The organism is Sphingobium sp. BHU LFT2 (assembly GCF_018604485.1).
GTDB classification, from domain to species: Bacteria; Pseudomonadota; Alphaproteobacteria; order Sphingomonadales; family Sphingomonadaceae; genus Sphingobium; species Sphingobium yanoikuyae_A.
Genome location: NZ_JAFCGW010000003.1, coordinates 410,228 through 428,393, shown reverse-complemented (window position 1 = coordinate 428,393; position 18,166 = coordinate 410,228). Strand labels below are relative to the sequence as shown.

14 protein-coding genes are annotated in these 18,166 nt (G+C 66.2%); 8 read left to right on the top strand and 6 right to left on the bottom strand.

The features are described 5' to 3' along the window. The first annotated feature begins 101 nt into the window (after positions 1 to 101). From JQK15_RS09335 to JQK15_RS09320, 4 genes are all read left to right on the top strand, one after another. On the top strand, positions 102 to 2,459 hold the full coding sequence (locus JQK15_RS09335) for an arylsulfatase (protein WP_214865076.1): 2,358 nt from the start codon (positions 102 to 104) through the stop codon (positions 2,457 to 2,459). 202 nt (positions 2,460 to 2,661) lie between these two features. Then, the gene (locus JQK15_RS09330; protein WP_029547417.1) at positions 2,662 to 4,002 is read left to right on the top strand and encodes a cystathionine gamma-synthase family protein; all 1,341 of its coding nucleotides are present in this window, start codon (positions 2,662 to 2,664) and stop codon (positions 4,000 to 4,002) included. Further along, the gene (locus tag JQK15_RS09325) at positions 4,002 to 4,934 is read left to right on the top strand and encodes a 2-hydroxyacid dehydrogenase (protein ID WP_214865074.1); all 933 of its coding nucleotides are present in this window, start codon (positions 4,002 to 4,004) and stop codon (positions 4,932 to 4,934) included. Before JQK15_RS09330 ends, JQK15_RS09325 begins: the two co-directional genes overlap by 1 nt. 67 nt (positions 4,935 to 5,001) lie before the next feature. After that, positions 5,002 to 6,855: an AsmA family protein gene (locus JQK15_RS09320; RefSeq protein ID WP_214865072.1), complete on the top strand. Its 1,854-nt coding sequence runs from the start codon at positions 5,002 to 5,004 to the stop codon at positions 6,853 to 6,855. A gap of 2 nt (positions 6,856 to 6,857) precedes the next feature. Here JQK15_RS09320 and JQK15_RS09315 read toward each other — a convergent pair whose 3' ends face one another. After that, complete coding sequence (locus tag JQK15_RS09315; RefSeq protein WP_048938038.1) at positions 6,858 to 7,532, bottom strand: HAD family hydrolase; 675 nt, start codon at positions 7,530 to 7,532, stop codon at positions 6,858 to 6,860. Between the two features lie 98 nt (positions 7,533 to 7,630). Between JQK15_RS09315 and JQK15_RS09310 the strand changes: the two genes are divergently transcribed. Genes JQK15_RS09310 through JQK15_RS09295 form a run of 4 tightly spaced genes read left to right on the top strand, consistent with a single transcriptional unit; the run spans position 7,631 to position 11,210 of the window. Continuing rightward, positions 7,631 to 8,743 carry an MlaE family ABC transporter permease gene (locus tag JQK15_RS09310; RefSeq protein WP_010335752.1) on the top strand — a complete coding sequence of 371 codons (1,113 nt, stop codon included), beginning with the start codon at positions 7,631 to 7,633 and terminating at the stop codon, positions 8,741 to 8,743. Next, positions 8,743 to 9,618 carry an ABC transporter ATP-binding protein gene (locus tag JQK15_RS09305; protein WP_004209157.1) on the top strand — a complete coding sequence of 292 codons (876 nt, stop codon included), beginning with the start codon at positions 8,743 to 8,745 and terminating at the stop codon, positions 9,616 to 9,618. Before JQK15_RS09310 ends, JQK15_RS09305 begins: the two co-directional genes overlap by 1 nt. A gap of 3 nt (positions 9,619 to 9,621) precedes the next feature. Further along, positions 9,622 to 10,584 (top strand): MlaD family protein, encoded by a 963-nt coding sequence (locus JQK15_RS09300; protein ID WP_004209158.1) that lies wholly within the window; start codon positions 9,622 to 9,624, stop codon positions 10,582 to 10,584. Positions 10,585 to 10,595: 11 nt separating this feature from the next. Beyond that, on the top strand, positions 10,596 to 11,210 hold the full coding sequence (locus JQK15_RS09295) for an ABC-type transport auxiliary lipoprotein family protein (RefSeq protein ID WP_214865070.1): 615 nt from the start codon (positions 10,596 to 10,598) through the stop codon (positions 11,208 to 11,210). Positions 11,211 to 11,252: 42 nt separating this feature from the next. Here JQK15_RS09295 and pepN read toward each other — a convergent pair whose 3' ends face one another. From pepN to mnmG, 5 genes are all read right to left on the bottom strand, one after another. Then, positions 11,253 to 13,856 carry an aminopeptidase N gene (pepN, locus tag JQK15_RS09290; protein ID WP_214865068.1) on the bottom strand — a complete coding sequence of 868 codons (2,604 nt, stop codon included), beginning with the start codon at positions 13,854 to 13,856 and terminating at the stop codon, positions 11,253 to 11,255. Positions 13,857 to 13,938: 82 nt separating this feature from the next. Next, a complete protein-coding gene (locus JQK15_RS09285; protein ID WP_010335757.1) occupies positions 13,939 to 14,868 on the bottom strand; it encodes a ParB/RepB/Spo0J family partition protein in 930 nt (309 codons plus the stop codon). Then, the gene (locus JQK15_RS09280; RefSeq protein WP_004209162.1) at positions 14,865 to 15,647 is read right to left on the bottom strand and encodes a ParA family protein; all 783 of its coding nucleotides are present in this window, start codon (positions 15,645 to 15,647) and stop codon (positions 14,865 to 14,867) included. The genes JQK15_RS09285 and JQK15_RS09280 overlap by 4 nt, the downstream gene beginning before the upstream one ends. Then, positions 15,644 to 16,285, bottom strand: coding sequence for a 16S rRNA (guanine(527)-N(7))-methyltransferase RsmG (gene rsmG, locus JQK15_RS09275; protein ID WP_214865066.1), 642 nt, complete (start codon positions 16,283 to 16,285; stop codon positions 15,644 to 15,646). Before rsmG ends, JQK15_RS09280 begins: the two co-directional genes overlap by 4 nt. After that, positions 16,282 to 18,132, bottom strand: coding sequence for a tRNA uridine-5-carboxymethylaminomethyl(34) synthesis enzyme MnmG (mnmG, locus tag JQK15_RS09270; RefSeq protein ID WP_214865064.1), 1,851 nt, complete (start codon positions 18,130 to 18,132; stop codon positions 16,282 to 16,284). Before mnmG ends, rsmG begins: the two co-directional genes overlap by 4 nt. Between the last annotated feature and the right edge of the window lie 34 nt (positions 18,133 to 18,166).

Here is an 18,166-nt window from a genome sequence, read left to right as displayed (position 1 = left end):
CGGGCATCGGGCATCGGGCATCGGGGGAAACCCCAATAGCCAATATGGCCGCCCCGACTAGGCTTCGTTCCGTCACGTCCATCGCGAACGAGGATAGCAGCATGTCGACCCGCAAGAGCCCGCCCGAACTCAATCGCTATGTCCTGCCGATCCCGGAGCGCGTGCCGCCGCACGACACGCCGATGAACGCCAAGGAGGCGCAGAGCCCGCCGGCCAAGGAGTTTCTGCGCCCGCCGGCCGGCGCCCCCAATGTGCTGATCGTGCTGATCGACGATATGGGTTTTGGCGCCAGCAGCGCCTTTGGCGGCCCCTGCCTCATGCCGACGGCCGAACGAGTCGGGAAGGAAGGGATCCGCTTCACCCGTTTCCATACGACCGCCCTCTGCTCGCCCTCGCGCCAGGCGCTGCTGTGCGGGCGCAATCATCATACGGTGAACATGGGCGGCGTCACCGAAGTGGCGACCGCCATGCCGGGCAATACCGGCCTGCGCCCGGATACCTGCGCGACCGTCGCCCAGATTCTCAAATATAATGGCTACAGCACCGGCGCCTTTGGCAAGATGCACCAGACGCCGACCTGGGAAACCAGCCCGTCCGGCCCGTTCGACCATTGGCCGATCGGCGACGGGTTCGAGAAATTCTATGGCTTCCTGGGCGGCGACACCAATCAATATGCCCCGCCACTGGTCGATGGCGTGACCCCGATCGAGCCGCCCAAGACCATCGAGGAGGGCTATCACCTGACCGAGGATCTGGTCGATCAGGTGCTCAACTGGACCGGATCGTTGCAGACCTTCACGCCCGACAAGCCCTGGTTCGCCTATCTCTCCTTCGGCGCCACCCATGCCCCGCACCATGTGCCCAAGGAATGGGTCGACAAGTATAAGGGCAAGTTCGACCATGGCTATAACAAGCAGCGCGAGATTACCTTCGCAAAGCAGAAGGAACTGGGCGTCATCCCCAAGGATGCGGAACTGACCGCGCCGACCGAATGGCTGCCCGAATGGGACGAACTGACCGACGATGATCGCAAGGTGTCCTGCCGCCTGGCCGAAACCTATGCGGCCTTCGCCACCCATACCGACCATCATGTCGGCCGCCTGCTCGACACGCTGGAGGCACGCGGCGTGCTGGAAGACACGCTGGTCATCTATATCCTGGGCGACAATGGCGCGTCCGCGGAGGCGGGGCCTTACGGCACCTTCAACGAACTGGCCTACCAGAACAGCATCGGCATGACGACGGCGGACATCCTGCCGCGGCTCGACGAGATTGGCGGGCCCAATTCCTTCAACCACATGCCCTCGGGCTGGGCCCATGCGATGAACGCCCCCTATCAGTGGAGCAAGATCGTCGCGTCCCACTGGGGCGGCACCCGCGTCGGCATGACGATGCGCTGGCCCGAGAAGATCAAGGCCAAGGGCGAATTGCGCCACCAGTTCCACCATCTGATCGACGTGGCGCCGACCATCCTCGAACTGGCCGGGGTGCCCGAACCCGATTTCGTCAACGGCATCCAGCAAAAGCCGCTGGAAGGCGTCAGCATGGCCTATCTGTTCGACGAGGCCGAGGCGGATGACCGGCACACGACCCAATATTTCGAGATCGGCTGCAACCGCGGCATCTATCATGACGGCTGGACCGCCATGACGATGCACCGCCTGCCCTGGCCCGACAAGCGCGAGACGGTGGGGGAGATCGAGGATGATACCTGGGAACTTTATGGCCCCGACGACTGGACCCAGGCGCATAATATCGCCGACCAGAATCCCGACATGCTGCGCAAGCTGCAGGACCGCTTCCTGATCGAGGCGGCCAAATATAATGTCCTGCCGCTCGACCCGCGCCAGCGCGAACGCTTCGACGCCCGCGTCGCCGGCCGGCCGGACCTGCTCAACGGCCGCACCTCCATGACCTTCCTGCCGGGGATGACCCGGATGAACGAGAATACGGTCCCGAACGTCAAGAACACCAATTTCACCGTCACCGCGAAGGTGGAGTTGGGCGCGGAGCCGACCAATGGCGCGATCATCGCCCAGGGCGGCAAGTTTGGCGGCTGGAGCTTCTACATGAAGGACGGCGTGCTCGCCTATGCCCATAACTGGGTGGGGCTGGAAACCTTCATCGTGCGCGCGGACGAACCCCTGGGCAAGGGCAGCCACGACCTGCTGCTCGACTTCGCCTATGATGGCGGCGGCGCCGGCAAGGGCGGCACGGTGACCTTCACCGCGAACGGCAAGGCGATCGGCACGGGGCACATCGAAAAAACCGTGCCGGCCATCTTCTCCTTCGACGACTTCATGGACATCGGCCACGACAATGGCGAGCCGGTGGTGGAAGATTATGGCCCGACCGGCGGCACCTTCACCGGCGCGATCGAAATGGTCCGGATCGACCTCAATGGCGAATCCCACCATGACCATGATCTGTCGCTGAAGGCGAAATACGCCAAGCAATAAGGGACGATGCCGGCGCACGGGGACATGCGGCCCCGTGCGCCGATGCCTTTGTCGACCGAGATTCCGTCAATCTCGTTCGAAACAATCATACCCCGACAAGAAAGATTATATCACTCTCCACTGGCCCCCTGCCCTGCTCCTGCGTTACACTCCCTCCATCCATGAGCGGCACAGCAGAGGCCGCCAGATGCAGGAGAATGACATGACCGGCGAAACCCCGCCCCCCGTCACCGAAGCCGACCTGACCGGCGTCGAGCCGCCCCATAATCGCCGCCGCCCCAAGGCCCCGATCCTGGAGATTGACGGCCGCAAGCTGAAGCCCGCCACCCTGATGATGGGCCATGGCTATGACCCGACCCTGTCGGAAGGGTCATTGAAACCCCCGATCTTCCTCACCTCCACCTTCGCCTTCGAAAGCGCGGCCGCGGGCAAGCGCCATTTCGAGGGGGTGACCGGCATCCGCCCCGGCGGCGCCGAGGGGCTGGTCTATTCGCGCTTCAACGGACCCAATCAGGAGATTGCCGAGGATCGGCTGTCGGTGTGGGAGGAGGCGGAGGACGCGCTGCTCTTTTCCAGCGGCATGTCGGCGATCGCCACCACCCTGCTCGCCTTGGTGCAGCCGGGCGACGTGATCGTCCATTCAGCCCCCCTCTATGCCGCGACCGAATCGCTGATCGGCCGCATCCTCGGCCGATTCGGAGTGCAATGGCTCGATTTCCCCGCCGGCGCGACCGAGGCGGAGATTGGCGCGGTGATCGAGAAGGCCAAGGGGCTGGGCCGGGTCGCCATGCTCTATCTGGAAAGCCCGGCCAATCCGACCAATGTGCTGGTCGATCTGGAGGCGGTGGTCGCGCGGCGCGATGCGCTGTTCGCCGGCGAGGATCATGTCCCGCCGATCGCGATCGACAACACCTTCCTGGGGCCGCTGTGGCACCGGCCGATCAACCATGGCGCCGACCTGGTCATCTACAGCCTGACCAAATATGCCGGCGGGCATAGCGATCTGGTCGCGGGCGGCGTGCTCGGCTCCAACGCGCTCATCAACAGCATCCGCCTGATGCGCAACACGATCGGCACGATCCTCGATCCGCACAGCGCCTGGATGCTGTTGCGCAGCCTGGAGACGCTGGAATTGCGGATGAGCCGTGCGGGCGAGAATGCGGAGAAGGTCTGCACCTGGCTGAAGGACCAGCCGCAGGTGGAGAAGGTCGTCTATCTCGGCTTTCCGGAGACCGAGCGGCAGGCCGACATCTATCGCCGCCATTGCACCGGCGCCGGCTCCACCTTCTCGCTCTATCTGAAGGGTGGCGAGGCGGAGGCCTTCGCCTTTCTTGACGCGCTCAAGATCGCCAAGCTGGCGGTGAGTCTCGGCGGCACCGAGACGCTGGCCAGCCATCCCGCCGCGATGACTCATTTGTCGGTGCCGGCCGAGCGCAAGAAGGCGCTGGCGATCGGCGACAATATGGTGCGCATCTCGATCGGCTGCGAGGATGCCGACGATCTGATCGCCGACTTCGCCCAGGCGTTGAAGGCGATAGGATAATGGAACGCCTGCGCCCGGTCATCCTGATCGCCCAGCCCCATCTGGCGCCGCTGCTGCCGATCCTGGCGATGCAATATGACGTCATGGGGCTATGGGAGGAGGCCGGGCGCGCCCGCCTTGCCGAGGCGGAGATACTCGTCACCGCTGGCGAGTTCCGGCTCGATTCTGCCATGCTGGCGGCGATGGACCGGCTGCGGCTGATTGCCTGCTTCACCGTCGGCTATGACGGGGTGGACCTCGACTGGGCGCGGGCGAACGGCATCGCCGTCAGCCATGCGGGCGACGCCAATGCGGAGGATGTCGCCGACCATGCGATCGGCCTGATTCTCGCCTATCGGCGCCAGATCGTCAGCGGCGACCGGGCGCTGCGCGCGGGCGAATGGCTGCCGGGCGGCAAGACCATCACCCGATCGGTGGCCGGCGCCCGGCTGGGCATCGTCGGCATGGGCAGCATCGGCATAGGCGTCGCCACCCGCGCCGACGCCATGCGCATGACGACCCGCTGGTGGGGGCCGCGCGCCAAGCCCGACCTCGCCTGGCCGCGCAGCGAGAGCCTGGCGGCACTGGCGGCCGAAAGCGACATGTTGGTCGTCGCCGCACGCGCGACCGACGACAATCGCGGCATGATCTCCGCCACCATCCTCGATGCGCTTGGCCCCAATGGCCTGCTGGTCAATGTCGCACGCGGGCAGCTGGTGGACGAGGACGCGCTGATCGATGCCCTGCGCGCCGGCCGGCTGGGCGGCGCCGCGCTCGACGTCTATGCGCAGGAACCAACCGATCCGGCGCGCTGGGCCGATGTGCCAAACTGCATCCTCACCCCCCACACCGGCGGCGCGACCGACGCGGCGGTGGCCCAGATGGCGCAGATGCTGCTCGCCAATATCCGCGCCTTCGTGGCGGAAGAACCGCTGCCCAATCGCGTGCTCTGAACCAAGCCGCAACGCCGCGCGTTGAGCGCCGACACGGCCGACCGGGCCGGACGGGAGAGCGACAGGGATGGCCAGCGGGGCAAAACGATGGGTGGCGCATGGGCTGGTCGGCCTGATCCTGCTTTGTGCGATCCTGCTGCTGGTCCTCGCCGCCTTTCCCTGGGGCTGGATGAAGGGGCCGATCGAGCGCCGCCTGTCCGACCGTATCGGCAAACCGGTGACGATCGGCGCGATGACGCGGGAGGACAGCCTGTCCTTCCACCCCGTCGTCACCCTGCGCGACCTGCGCGTGCCGCAACCCGGCTGGGTCAGGCCCGCTTTGCCCGACCTGGCCCGGATCGGCGAGATCCGCGCGGGCTTTTCGGTGTGGGGCCTGCTGACCGGGGGGCCGGTGCTGGAGCGGCTGGAAGCGCGGCGCGCCCGGCTCCATTTCTATCGCGACGCGCAGGGCCGCGAAAATTGGAGCGGCGAGCGCAGCAAGGGCAGCGACAGGCGCGGCGGCCGTCCGGCGCTGCGCAGCCTGATCGTTACCAACAGCCGCATCGCCTATCGCGATGACAAGCGCGGGCGATCGGTCGATGCCGCGCTGACCGTCGATCCGCGCGGCCTGCGCCTGTCGGGCAGCGGCGATGTGCGTGGCCATGCCGTGATCGTCACCGCGACCGGCGGCCCGATCCTCGACAGCCGGCCGGGCCAGCGCTGGCCGTTCGACGCGGCGATCAGTGGCGATGCGGTCGGCTTCACCCTGAAAGGCACGATGGATGGCCCGCTCGACATCGGCCATCTGCGCGGCGAGGCAACCGCCCATGGCACCGACCTCGCCTTGCTCGACGCCATCATCGAGGCCGGCCTGCCCGGCACCCAACCGGTCCGCCTGACCGCGCGGGTCACGCGCGACCGGCCGGACTGGATCGTCGAAGGGCTGAAAGGCACGATCGGCCGGTCCGACATTGCCGGCCATGCCACCATCCGCAAGCGTGACGGCCGCACCCGGATCGACGGCGCGCTCAGCGCCGACCGCTTCGATTTCGACGATCTGTCGAGCAATGCCGGCAAGGCGAAGGCGGCGGCCAAGCGCGCAAGGCTCGGGCCGCGCCTGATCCCCGATACGGCGATCGACCTCGCCACCGTCGATCGCACCGACGGCAAACTGGACCTCAACGTCCGGCAATTGCTGTGGCCCGGCCCCAGCCCGTTCCGCTCGCTCACTGGCACGATCAGCCTGGAGCGCAGCCGGCTGTCGGTCGAGCCGCTGACGCTGGGCCTCACACGCGGCACGCTGTCGGGCCGGATCGGCGTCGACCAGCGCGACGGCGGCCCCTTGCTCGACATCGCCATGGCGATGCGCGACGCACGGCTGCTCGATTTCTTCCCCGACGCCCGGATCGACGGCGCTCTGATCGGACGGGTCGCGATCAAGGGACGGGGCAGAACCATCCGTCAGGCGCTGGGCACATCGACCGGCACGATCGCGCTGGTCGCCCGCGACGGCCGCATCCCGGACCGCACCGCCGCGCTGATGGGGCAGGATGTCGGCCGCGGCCTGACCCTGTCGAAGCGCAAGGAGGCCGTCCTGCGCTGCATCATCACCCGACTGGATGTGCGCGACGGTATCGCCCGGCCGGGGCCGGTGCTGATCGACACCTCGCGCGCCCAGACCCATGCCACGGGCACGATACGCCTGTCGGACGAACGGCTGGCGCTGGCGCTGAGCGGCGTGCCCAAGCAGGACAGCCTGTTGCGGCTGAAGGGCAGCGTGCCGGTCGGCGGCACGATCAAGACGCCCGATATTCAGCTGCCCAGGGACGCCCGATCGGCCAAGGGCATCATCAGGATGATCGGCGATGCGATCGGCGGCGAGAAGCAGCCGACCGTGGGCGATGCCGATTGCGACGCGCTCGCCCGCACAGCGATGCGGTGAACCTAGCTCCAGTCCACCCGCGTCCAGCCGCGCTCGGCCGCCAGCCTGGCGAGCGGCGGGTGCGGGTTGGACGCGAAGGCCTCGTCAGCAAATTCCAGCATCGGCGCGTCCGACACATGGTCGGAATAGGCGCGGATATGCGCCTGGCTGCGGTCGATCGCTTCGGCCGCCATCCACGCCTTGATCATCCGCAGCTTGCCGGTGTCATAGCAATTCTCGCCGGAAATCTTGGCACGGACATAGGGCAGATCCTGCCCGACATGGTCGGTCGCGATCACCGTGTCAAAGCCCAGCCGCCGCGCGATCGCCTCGACATAGAGGCGGTAGGAGGCGGTGGCGAGCACCAGCCGATAGCCCGCCGCGCGGTCCTTGGCGATCTGCTCCAGCGCGCCGGCGCGCACATTCTTCGCCATCACCTTGTCGGCATAGCTTTCGATATGCGGCTGCAACTTCGCCCGGTCGGCGCGGCCGCCGATCATCAGCCACTGGTTGGTTTCCTTGAGCGTCTGGCGGCTGATCAGCTTCACCACATAGGCCAGCATGACGAAGGGAATGAGCGGCAGGAATATCAATCGCCAGGGCGCCATATGGGCGGCCACATGGATGAGGAAGCCGGTATAGGTGCCCGAAAAGGTCACCGTGCGGTCCATGTCGTAAATCGCCAGCCTGTATGTCATGCCGTGTCCGAAACTTTTGCCCTTGCCCGTCGTTCTGTCTGGCGGATGGGCCGTTTCGGCTTGCCGCGCAACCGATAATGGACCACTAATCCCTCCACATGAACAAAGCCGCTGATCTCGTTGAGGAAAGCCGCGACGACGGCGGCAAGGTCATACGCCTGTCCGGCACCTGGTCGATCGCCTGTTTGCACGACATGCCGAACCGGCTGGACGCCATTTCCGGCCCCATCGCCTGCATCGACGTCGCCGATATCGACCATATGGACACGATCGGCGCCTGGACCATCCATCGCACCGCCAAGCGGCTGGAGACAGAGGTCTGCGGCGGCAGCACGGACTGCAAGCGGCTGATCGGCGCGGTCGGCAAGATCGACGAGCCGGTCGATATCCGCCCGACCTATGTCTCTCCCTTGAATCGGGTTTTGGGCCAGATCGGCGAGGCGGTGATCAATTCCGTCAACACGCTGGTCGGCCTGCTCGGCTTCTTCGGCGGCGTGCTGGTCACGGTCTGGGGCCTGATCCGTCACCCCAGCCGCTTCCGCATCAACGCCGTGGTCCAGCGGTTCGAGGTAGTCGGCGTATCGGCGCTGGGCATCATCGGCCTGATGAGCTTCCTGATCGGCATCGTCATCGCCCAGCAGGGCGCGGTCCAGCTGCGCCAGTTCGGCATGGAGATGCTGACCATCAACCTGGTCGGCCGCCTCACCTTCCGCGAACTGGGCGTGCTGATGACCGCGATCATGGTCGCGGGTCGGTCCGGCTCCGCCTTCGCCGCCCAGCTCGGCACGATGAAGCTGACCGAGGAGGTCGACGCGATGCGCACCATCGGCGTGTCGCCGATGGAGGCGCTGGTGCTGCCACGCACGCTGGCGGTCGTCGTGATGATGCCGCTGCTCGGCTTCTATTCCTCGATCATTGCGATCATCGGCGGCGGCTTCCTGTGCGCCGTGTCGCTCGACATTCCGCCGATCACTTTCGTCCAGCGGCTGCGCGAGGTGGTGCCGATCCACGACCTATGGGTGGGCCTGATCAAGGCGCCCGTCTTCGGCCTGATCATCGGCATCAGCGGCTGTTTCCAGGGCATGCAGGTCAAGGCCAATGCCGAGGAAGTCGGCCTGCGCACCACGGCGGCCGTGGTCCAGGCGATCTTCCTGGTGATCGTGCTCGACGCCTTCTTCGCCGTCTTCTTCACCTGGGTGGGCTGGAACTGATGACCACCGATGAACGCCAGGCCAAGGAAGAGCGGATCGAACGCGCGGTCGCGTCCGACGACATCGCCATTTCGGTGCGCGGCCTGAAAAACAGCTTCGGCGACCAGACCGTCCACGAAAATCTCGACCTCGACGTGCGCAAGGGCGAGATATTGGGCGTGGTCGGCGGATCGGGCACCGGCAAGTCGGTGCTGATGCGGTCGATCATCGGCCTTCAGGTGCCCGACGAGGGCGAAGTCCATGTCTTTGGCGAGGATATGGTCGGCCGCCTCGACGATGACGAGGCGCTGGCGATCCGCAAGCGCTGGGGCGTGCTGTTCCAGGGTGGCGCCCTCTTCTCGACCCTGACCGTGGCCGAGAATGTCGAAGTGCCGATCCGCGAATATTATCCCAATATCGGCCCGGTGCTGCGCGACGAGATCGCCGCCTACAAGATCCGCATGACGGGTCTCCCGGCCGAAGCCGGCCCCAAATATCCGGCCGAACTGTCGGGCGGCATGAAGAAGCGCGCCGGCCTGGCCCGCGCGCTGGCGCTGGACCCGGACCTCCTGTTCCTCGACGAACCGACCGCCGGCCTCGACCCGATCGGCGCAGCCGCGTTCGACGACCAGACGCGCAAGTTGCAGGAGACGCTGGGCCTCACCGTCTTCCTCATCACCCATGATCTCGACACCCTCTATTCGATCTGCGACCGTGTCGCGGTGCTGGCCGACAAGAAGGTGATCGCGGTCGGGACGATCGACGAATTGCTGGCGCTCGATCACCCCTGGATCCAGGAATATTTCAACGGTCCGCGTGGCCGCGCCGCAACCGCGGCGGTCACGCGCGAACGCGGCAAGGCCGCTGCCGAAAAACAAGCGGACGGAAGGCAATAGGATATGGAAACCCGGTCCAATCATGTGCTGGTCGGCGCGGTCACGCTGCTGCTGCTGGCCGCCATCATGGCGGCGGCCTTCTGGTTCTCGCGCCTGTCGCAGGGCGACAACAAGGAATATGACATCTTCTTCAAGCAGTCGGTGAACGGCCTCGCCAAGGGATCGGGCGTCAATTATTCCGGCGTCCCTTCCGGCCAGGTCGAGAAGATCGAACTGTGGAAGCGCGACCCCAGCTTCGTGAAGGTGCGCATTTCGGTGAAGGACGGCACCCCGGTGCTGCAGGGTACGACCGCGACCATCGCCGGCGTCGGCTTCACCGGCGTCAGCGAGATCGTGCTGGACGGCGCGGTCAAGGGCGCGCCGCCGATCCTGTGCCCGGCCGAGAATATCACTTCAGCCTGCCCCGACGGCGTGCCGGTGATCCCGACCAAGCCGGGTGCGCTGGGCGAACTGCTCAACAATGCGCCGCAGCTGCTGGAGCGACTGTCGACCCTGACCGAGAAGCTGACCGAGCTGCTCAACGACAAGAATCAGCAGTCGATTGCCGGCATCCTCGCCAATCTCGACCGGGTGACCGGGTCGCTGGCCGATCGCAGCCCGGAAATCGCCGCTACCCTGGCCGAAGCGCGCATCGCCGTGCAGCGCACCGGCGTCGCCGCGCAGCAGATCGGCGAGCTGGCCGCGACCACCAATGGCCTGATCAATGACGAAGGCCGCCCGCTGATGGCCGACCTGCGCAAGAGCGTGGCCTCCGCCAGCCGCAGCATCGACACGCTCGACAAGACGATCGCTGAAGCGCAGCCGGGCGTGCATGCCTTCAGCAACCAGACCATGCCGGAAGTGAATCGCCTGGTTCGCGACCTGCGTGAAATGTCGCGCGCCTTCCGCGGCGTCGCCGAAAAACTCGACCAGCAGGGCGCGGGCTCGATCGTCGGATCGCCCCAGCTGCCCGACTATAAGCCATGAAAGGGAGCCGGATGATGGTCCACAAGAAACTGGGTGGCGCATCGCTGGCGCTGGCCGCTGCAATCGCCCTGTCCGGTTGCGTCTCGATCGGCAGCAAGCCGCCGCAGCAACTGCTGACGCTCGACGCCGCGCACAAGGTGCCGACCGGCGCGCAGAGCAATGCCGGCGGCGGCCGCAGCCTGATCATCGTCGATCCCGAAGCCGCGCGCGTCATCGACACGGTGCGCGTGCCGGTGCAGGTGACGTCGACCTCCGTCGCCTATGTCGCCAAGGTGCAGTGGGCCGAAACGCCCCGCCATCTGTTCCGCCGCCTGCTGGCTGAAACCGTATCGGCCACCACCGACCGGATCGTGCTTGATCCCGGCCAGTTTTCCGGTGACGGCGGCCAACGCCTGAGCGGCGAACTGATCAGCTTCACCATCGACCAGGCCAGCAACAATGCGATCGTCACCTTCGACGCGGCGCTGATGACGCCGGCCGGCGTCGCCATCGCGCGCCAGCGCTTCACCGCCAGCGCGCCGGTCGGCGGCAAGATCGACGCCGGCAGCGTCGGCGCGCCGCTCAACAGCGCCGCCAACAAGGTGGCTACTGATGTCGCCGCCTGGGTCGCGGCGCAAAAGGACTGATCGGCCGGCCGGGGTTTGAACGCCCCGGCCGCCGCCTTTCCCTTATCCCTCCAGGCTCTTGCTCGCCTGCTCGGTCACGTCCTTGGACAGGCCGGGCTCGTTCAGGATGCGCTGCAGTTCCGCCCGCATCAGTGCGGCGCGGCCTTCATCGAACCGCTTCCAGCGACCGAGCGGCGGCACCAGCCGGGCGGCGGTCTGCGGATTGAGCTTGTCGAGCGCGATGATGCAGTCGGCGACCAGCCGATAGCCCTTGCCCGACTTGTGGTGGAACGCCCACTGGTTGCCGGCAAAGGCGCCATAGAGCGACCGCACCCGGTTCGGATTATTGAGCGTGAACGCCTTGTGCTGGCCCAGCTGTGCGACCAGTTCCACCGTATCGGGATGGAAGGCGAAGGCCTGGGTCTGGAACCATTTGTCCAGGGTCAGCGCATCGTCGCTGTAGCGATTATAGAAAATGTCGAGCGCCGCCTCCCGTTCCGGGCTGGTGCCGCTTGCCAGCGTCGCCAGCGCCGACTGGCGCTCGGTCATGTTGTCGGCCTCGCTATACTGGGCATAGGCGATCGCCGGCCCGTCCTCCGCGCCCGAGGCGACCAGATAGAGCAGCGCGACATTGCGCAGCTTGCGCGCGCCCTTGGCGGCCGGAGAGACCGCGAAGGCGTTCGCCTTGGTTCTGGCATGAATATCGCGCCACAGCGGCTCCAGATCGGCGCCCAAACGCGTCTGGAGGGCATCGCGGGCGGCATGGATCGCATCCGGGTCGACCTGCTTCATCTGGTCGCCCAGATAGGCTTCGCTCGGCAGGCGCACCGCCTCCGCAACGAAGGCGGGGTCGAGCAGCGGATCGGTGATGGTATTGCGCACCGCGTCGACCACCGCCGTCACATCGACACTCTGGCCCGCCACCTGGCCGACCAGCACATTGACCATCAGCTGCTGCATCGCCTCATAACGGGCGAAGGGATCGTCATCATGCGCCGACAGGAAGGCGAGATCGGCCTGGCTGCGATTGGTCTCGACGATCACCGGCGCGGAAAAGCCGCGGTTGATCGACAGGATCGGCAGGCTGGCGAAATTGTCGAACGTGAAACGCTGCTGCGCCTCCGTCAGCATCAGCAGCTCATCACCATGATGACTGCCGGTCGCCGGATCATAGAGCGCGACGCGCAGCGGGATCGCCATCGGCCGCTTGTCGGGCTGGCCCGGCGTCGGCGGCACGCTCTGTTCCAGCATCAGTTCGGCGGTGCGGCTGACCTGATCATGGCTCAGCAGCGCGCGGACATGGGGCGTGCCCGCCTGTTCATACCAGCGGCGGAACTGGCCAAGGTCGATCTCGCCGCCCTCCTCCATCGCGCGGACGAAATCCTCGCAGGTCGCCGCCTCGCCATCATGCCGGTCGAAATAGAGGTCGGTGCCGGCGCGGAACCGCTCCGCCCCCAACATCAACGCCATCATGCGGATCAGCTCGGCGCCCTTGTTATAGATGGTCGCGGTGTAGAAGTTGCTGATTTCCATATAGGATTCAGGCCGCACCGGATGCGCCAAGGGCCCCGAATCCTCCTGGAACTGGGCCGCGCGCAGGATCCGCACATCCTCGATCCGCTTGACCGCATGGCTGCCCATGTCGGCCGAGAAATTCTGGTCGCGAAAGACGGTGAAGCCTTCCTTCAGCGACAACTGGAACCAGTCGCGACAGGTGACGCGATTGCCCGACCAGTTGTGAAAATATTCATGCGCCACCACACCCTCGACGCCATCATAATCGATGTCGGTCGCGGTCTCGGGATCGGCCAATATGTAGCGCGAATTGAAAATGTTGAGGCCTTTATTCTCCATCGCGCCGAAATTGAAGTCGGCCACGGCGACGATGTTGAACACGTCCAGATCATATTCGCGGCCATAGACGCGCTCGTCCCAGGCCATGCTGTTCTTGAGCGCCTGCATCGCATGATCGGTGCGCGGCAAATCGGCCTCGCACACCCAGATGCCCAGAGCCACTTCGCGCCCGCTCATCGTCACGAAACGGTCGGCATTGCAGGCTAGGTCGCCGGCGACCAGCGCGAAGAGATAGCAAGGCTTGGGGAAAGGATCATTCCACAGCGCCCAGTGGCGACCGCCCTCCAGATCGCCCTGCTCGACCGGATCGCCATTGGCGAGCAGGATCGGGTAGCGCGCCTTGTCGGCGGTCAGCTTCACGCTGTAGCGCGACAGGATATCCGGCCGGTCGGGGAAGAAGGTGATGCGGCGGAAGCCCTCCGCCTCGCACTGGGTGCAGAGCAGGCCGCCGCTGGCATAAAGGCCCATCAGCTTGCTGTTGCTCTCGGGCGCCAGTTCGACCAGCACCTCCACCTTGTGCGTCACACCGCCGAGCGGGACGACCAGCGCGCCGGCCTCCAGCGTCCATTCCGTTTCGTTGAGGGTGCGGCCGTCGACCTTCACCGCCAGCGGCACCAGCCCGTCGCCGTCGAGCCGCAGCGGCCGGTCATGGTCGCCATTGCGCGCCACCGACATGTCCGACCAGACCCGCGTCCGCGCGGCATCCAGGTCGAAGTCGAGGGCGATGTCGGGGATCAGCCAGTCGGGCACGCGATAATCGGCGCGGCGGATGATGGCGGGAGCGGCGGCTTGGGTGGATTGGATATCGGCCATGGCACCAGCCTAGTGCCTGATTCTGTGAGGGGGAAGCGCTTTGCACGTCCCCCTCATCCAGAACCCAACCGACGCGGCTCTTTTAGATCCGCTCGCCCGACAGGCGCTGACACAGCATGTCGAGCTGGTCGAGCGTCGAATAGCGCAGCGACAATGTGCCCGGCCCGTCACCGCTGTCGGCAATTTCGACCTTCAGGCCCAATATATCGGCGAGATGCTGTTCCAGCGCGGCGATATCGGCATCCTTGCCACCGGGAGTTGCGCCGCGCGACTTGGGCTCGGCATCCTCGCCCTTCTTGGTCTTGCGCACCAGTTGCTCGGTCTCGCGGACCGAAAGCCCCTTCTGCTCGACCATCAGCGCCATCGATTCGCAGCCCGGCACGCCGATCAGCGCGCGGGCATGACCCATGCTGATCCGCCCGTGCGATACCGCCTGCTGCACCGGATCGGGCAGGTCGAGCAGGCGCATCAGATTAGCGATATGGCTGCGCGACTTGCCGACGATGCGGCCCAGCGCTTCCTGGCTATGATGGAATTCGCCGATCAGCTTGCGATAGGCCTCGGCCTCTTCGATCGGGTTGAGATCCTCGCGCTGGATATTCTCGACCAGCGCGATTTCCAGCGTTTCCTGCTCGTCGAAGTCGCGCACGATCGCCGGAATGCGATGCAGCTGCGCCTTCTGCGCCGCGCGCCAGCGCCGCTCGCCCGCAACGATCTGGAAACCGCCGCCATGCGGACGCACGATGATCGGCTGGATCACACCGCGCTTGGCGATGCTGTCGGCCAGTTCCTGCAGCGCGTCCTGGTCGAAATGGCGGCGCGGCTGTTCCGGGTGCGGCTGGATCAGCGCCACCTCGATATTCTGCACCGCCTTGCTCGACGGCGCGGCGCTGTTGGCGCTCGCTGCCACCGGCTCTTCCCGGCTGACATCGCCCAGCAGCGCCGACAGGCCACGGCCCAGACCGTGCGGCCGCTTTACCGGCTTCTGCTTTTCCCCAATCTCGTCGCTCAAGCCGCTACCTCCTGTCGGGGAAGACGCGCGATCAGTTCGCGCGCCAGACGCATATAGGCTTCCGACCCCGAACAGCGGAAATCATAGATGAGCGCCGGCACGCCATGGCTCGGCGCCTCGGACAGGCGCACATTGCGCGGAATGACGGTGGTGAAGACGAGGTCGCCCAACACGGCGCGCACATCGTCGGCGACCTGATCGGTCAGCCGGTTGCGGCGATCATACATGGTCAGCGCCACGCCCAGGATCGACAGGCCGGTGTTGAACCGGCTGCGGATGCGCTCGACCGTCTGCAACAGCTGCGATAGCCCTTCCAGCGCGAAGAATTCGCACTGCAACGGCACCAGCAGCGATTGCGCCGCAACCATCGCATTGACCGTCAACAGGCCAAGCGAAGGCGGACAGTCGATCAGGCAGATGTCCCAGCGCCCGGCGGGCGCCTCGGCCAACACCCGTTCCAGCCGGTGGGTGCGCTGCTCATAATCGATCAGTTCGATCTCCGCCCCTGACAAATCCTGCGTCGCCGGGATCAGGTCCAGCTTGGGCACGCGGGTGGTGACGACCGCCTCGTCCAGTTCGCAATTGCCGACCAGCAGGTCATAGCTCGACCGTTCGCGATCGGCATGATTGACGCCCAGCCCGGTCGAGGCATTGCCCTGCGGATCGAGATCGACCAGCAGCACGCGCAGCCCCGTTGCGGCCAGGCCGGTCGCCAGATTGATAGCCGTGGTGGTCTTGCCGACTCCGCCCTTCTGATTGGCGATGGCGATACAAATCATCCTCGACCCTTCTTTTTGACAGGTTTGACGGATCGCGCGACGATGATGGCGCTGTCGGCGTCGGTCACGCTGCGTTCCACATGAAACGCACCTTGCCATGCCGGACGCGCGGTCTCCAGTTCATTCTGCGCATTTCGTCCCTTGGGCAGCACCCAAATCGTCTTTTCATCGGACAGATGCTGGGCCGACTGGAGCAATTTGGGCAGCGGCGCATAGGCACGGGCACTGATGACCGCAGACCGGGTCGCCGGCGCGACCTCGACCCGCCCGCCAAAGACGGAGGCGTTGGTCAGACCCAGCTCTGCGATCACATCATTGAGGAAATCGATCCGCTTGCGGCGCGATTCGACCATGATCAGCGGCCGGTCGGACATGCTGGCGACGACAATGCCGGGCAAGCCGGCGCCCGAGCCGAGGTCCATCCAAGGCCCCTCCCCAGCATCCCCGGCATGCAGAAGCAGCTGGGCCGAGTCGACGATATGCCGCGCCCAGACATGGGGCCGGGTCGATTCGGCGATCAGATTCTGCTCGTCCATGGCGGACAGCAAAAGCGACACATAGCACTCCAGCCGATCCCATGTTTCACGTGGAACATCAAAATGCGCGTCGAGCCAGGCCCGCGCTTCGTCTTCGGTCATGCTGCCTTCCGCCGCACATGGACAAGGATAGCGGCTAGCGCCGCCGGGGTGATGCCGCGGATACGGCCCGCAGCGGCCAGCGTGTCAGGACGGGCGCCGTCCAGCCGCTCGATCATTTCGGTCGACAGGCCGCCGACGCTGGCAAAGTCGAAGTCCGCCGGAATGGCCACGCGCTCGTCCCGACGCAAGGCGGCGATCTCCGCATCCTGTCGTTCGAGATAGGGCGCATAATGGGCGTCTTCCAAAATCTCGGCCCGCAGGTCCGCCGGCGCCTCTGCCAGGCTCGGCGCCAGCGTCACCAGCAGGCCGGCCTGCACCTCTGGGAAGCGTGCCCACTCGAACAGGCTGCGCCGCGCGCCATCCTGCCGCACACTCGCCCCTGCCCGCGCCATCTCCGTCGCGGTATAGGGTCGCGCCAGTTCCGCTTCGATCGCGGCGCGCGCAGTGGCCCGTGCGGCGAAGCGCGCCGCCCGATCCGGACCAATGATGCCATGGGCCAGGCCGATATCCCCCAGCCGCGTCTCGGCATTGTCCGCGCGCAGTCGCAGCCGATATTCCGCGCGCGCGGTCAGCATGCGATAGGGTTCGGTCACGCCCTGCAGCACCAGATCATCGATCATCACGCCGATATAGGAGCTGGCCCGGTCGAGGATCATCGGCGCCTCGCTTCGTGCTCGCGCCGCGGCATTGGTGCCGGCGACCAGCCCTTGGGCGGCCGCCTCCTCATAGCCGGTCGTGCCATTGATCTGCCCCGCGCAGAAGAGGCCGGGCAGCGCCCGCACTTCCAGGCTGGCATCCAGCGCGCGCGGATCGATATGGTCATATTCGACCGCATAGCCCGGCACGACGATCTCCGCCTGCTCCAGCCCGCGCATCGAGCGTATCATGGCCAGCTGCACATCGGCCGGCAGCGAGGTGCTGATGCCATTGGGATAGACCAGCGCATCGTCCAGCCCTTCGGGCTCCAGAAAGATCTGATGGCCGTCGCGATCGCCGAAGCGGATCACCTTGTCCTCGATCGACGGGCAATAGCGCGGCCCCCGCCCCTCGATCGCCCCGCTGAACAGGGGCGAGCGCCCCAGCCCTTCGCGGATGATCGCATGGGTCCGTTCGTTGGTGCGGGTGATGGCACAGGCCAGTTGCGGCAGCGGCCGATGATCGGACAGCGGCGACATGGTCCAGCCTTCGCCGTCCGACGCCTGCTCCTCCAGCACTGCCCAGTCGATGGTGCGACCGTCGATGCGCGGCGGCGTCCCGGTCTTCAACCGGCCGATCGGCAGGCCGATCTCGCGCAACTGCACGCCCAGCGCCGTTGCCGCCCGCTCGCCGGTGCGACCGCCGACATCCACATCCTCTCCCCGGAACAGCTTGCCGCCCAGGAAGGTGCCGGTCGCCAGCACGACCGAGGGCGCCTCCAGCGTCCGGCCATCGGCCAGCGCCAAACCCGCCACTGCGCCCTCGCGGACGATCAGGCCTACCGCCTCGCCCTCGACAATCTCCAGACCCGCCTGGGCGTCGAGCATCCGATGGATTGCCGCCTTGTAGCGCTTGCGGTCGGCCTGCACACGCGGCCCCTGCACGGCGGCGCCCTTGCTGCTGTTGAGCATACGATAATGGATCGCCCCGGCATCGGCGGCGCGACCGATCAAGCCGTCGAGCGCGTCGACTTCACGCACCAGATGGCCCTTGCCCAGACCGCCGATCGCCGGGTTGCAGGACATGGCGCCCACGGTCGCCCGTTCGAAAGTCAGCAGCGCCACCGCCGCCCCTTTGCGCGCTGCCGCAGCGGCCGCCTCGCAGCCGGCATGGCCGCCACCGACCACGATCACATCATAGCTTGTTCGCATGGCGGCCCCATATCAGATTCAGGGGCCTGCGGTC